Source organism: Streptomyces sp. NPDC086835, from assembly GCF_044745705.1.
Taxonomy (GTDB): domain Bacteria; phylum Actinomycetota; class Actinomycetes; order Streptomycetales; family Streptomycetaceae; genus Streptomyces.
This window is the reverse complement of the sequence record NZ_JBIVAU010000033.1, coordinates 1-1,851: the sequence shown is the minus strand read 5'-3', so window position 1 is coordinate 1,851 and position 1,851 is coordinate 1. Positions and strand designations below refer to the sequence as shown.

2 protein-coding genes and 1 pseudogene are annotated in these 1,851 nt (G+C 68.5%); 1 reads left to right on the top strand and 2 read right to left on the bottom strand.

Going from position 1 to position 1,851, the window contains the following annotated elements:
• A partial coding sequence (locus ACIPJI_RS36495) for a radical SAM protein (protein WP_402251274.1) occupies positions 1-538 on the bottom strand: 538 nt, incomplete at its 3' end.
• A 315-nt stretch (positions 539-853) separates the two neighbouring features.
• On the opposite strand from ACIPJI_RS36495, the gene ACIPJI_RS36490 reads away from it, so the two are divergent.
• Complete coding sequence (locus ACIPJI_RS36490) at positions 854-1,366, top strand: methyltransferase domain-containing protein (RefSeq protein WP_402251276.1); 513 nt, start codon at positions 854-856, stop codon at positions 1,364-1,366.
• A gap of 5 nt (positions 1,367-1,371) precedes the next feature.
• Here ACIPJI_RS36490 and ACIPJI_RS36485 read toward each other — a convergent pair.
• A pseudogene (locus ACIPJI_RS36485) lies at positions 1,372-1,782 on the bottom strand (IS5 family transposase); the annotation flags it as partial.
• Between the last annotated feature and the right edge of the window lie 69 nt (positions 1,783-1,851).

Below are 1,851 nucleotides of genomic sequence, written 5' to 3'. Positions count from 1 at the left end.
TCGGTCGGCCGATCTCGCTGGATCGATTTAGCAGATTCTTACGGAGCCTCATCATTCCGTCAAGTAGCAAACAGCACGCGACACTTCGAGCTGGCCGGCCGGCGACGGGCTCCGTGTCGTGACCACACTTCGTGCGGGCGTGGGTCAGCGCGTCGACGAGCCGGCGCCGGGTCCGCTGGTGGCTGCCGCGCCCGCCGGTGATGGCCTCGTGCTCGTCCGGCCGGTCGCTGTGGTAGCTGGTGGCGAGGCGGGCACCGTCCTCCTGGAACGCCTGCCACATCGTCGGCCGGACGTGGGTGAGGTTCGAGTACACCTCCACCTCGAGGCCGCGGCACAGGGCGTACGCGATCAGCGGCAGCAGGTCGACGGAGCGGGTGGGTTCGCCGCCGATGAACTGGACCCCGGGGATGCCGAGCTGTGCGATGTCGGCGACGACGGCCTGCCAGTCGGTCACGGTCATGCTGCCATGGCTGACCTTCGGGCCGGACAGGGTGCAGCAGTGCGTGCACTTGAGCTGACAGTTGCAGTGAGCTCGCATTCGACCGAGAGGATCCCGGCGGCCGCCAGGCCCTCGAGCGGCGCGGTGCGGACGGCTGTGGTCATGAGTGGTCCCTTTCAGGGTGTTGACGACATAAAGAGACCCCCTGGGCACGGTCCTGCCGGGGCTCGGCCCGGGGCGGGGGCTTGTGAGCTCGCGTCGGCCGGGGCTTTCGGACCACCGGCCGGGGCGAGCGTCATTGGGTGCGACCCTTAACCCGTTTCGGTCGCAGTGGGTGTGGTGGGGGCCGGTTCAGCCGGAACCGCCCGGGACACGCACTCGAAGCAGAAGCCCCGAGGCGACCGGTAAACGCCGCTGGCGCGACCACCTGGTTCAACTGGACCCAATACCCCGACCACGGTCCCGGCGCCGGGCTCCTCGGCATCGGCCCCGGCCCAAGCGTCCTGGACCTCGGCTGCGGCAAGGGCGGCAACCTCGCCCACACGGCGGCGCTCGGCGCCCGCCGTCGGTGTCCACGTGTCCTTCGCACAGCCGAAGGCCGCCGAGGCGCGATGGGCCGACTCCGGCCTGGTGCTCCACCGAGCGGACGCCGTCCGGTTCCTCGAGGAGACCGGCACACACTTCGATACCGTCTATTCCGTGTTCGGCGCTGCCTGGTTCACCAATCCGGAGCAACTGCTGCCCGTCATCCGACAGCGGCTCAAGCCCGGCGGCGTGTTCGCTCAACGCCCGCCCATCGAGGACTGCTACGGCTGCCAGGCCTCGTACAGCAACCGCTCCGAGGACGAGGACCCGCTCGTCCTGAAGCGCTGGGACAGCGCCCCGGGAACGGGACGGATCGTTCGCACCGAAGATCGTGCTTACTGATCGTTTCAAAATGAGGTTCGGAGGCGTCTCAAGCAGATGATGCTGCACGCGAGTTGAAGCAGGCCGAGGTGGAGATCGGCGCGTATCTCGTAGCGGATCCGTAGCCGCTTGAACTGGTGGAGCCAGGCGAAGGTCCGCTCGACGACCCAGCGGGTCTGGCCCAGGCCGGAGCCGTGGGCTGTGCCCTTGCGGGCGATCTTCGGTGTGATGCCGCGGGTCCGGAGGAGGCGGCGGTACTTGTCGTAGTCGTAGCCGCGGTCGGCGAACAGCCGGCCTGGCCGGTGTCGCGGCCGCCCACGGACCCCGCGGATGCGGGGTATCGCGTCCAGCAGAGGCATCAGCTGAGTGACGTCGTGACGGTTTCCGCTGGTCAGCGAGACGGCCAAGGGAGTTCCGTGGCGGTCGGTGATCAGGTGGTCCTACGTTGTTGGCGGGTTGGATGGGCCGTCGTAAGGTCCAGAGATCCAGAGACGCCGGGTATGGCT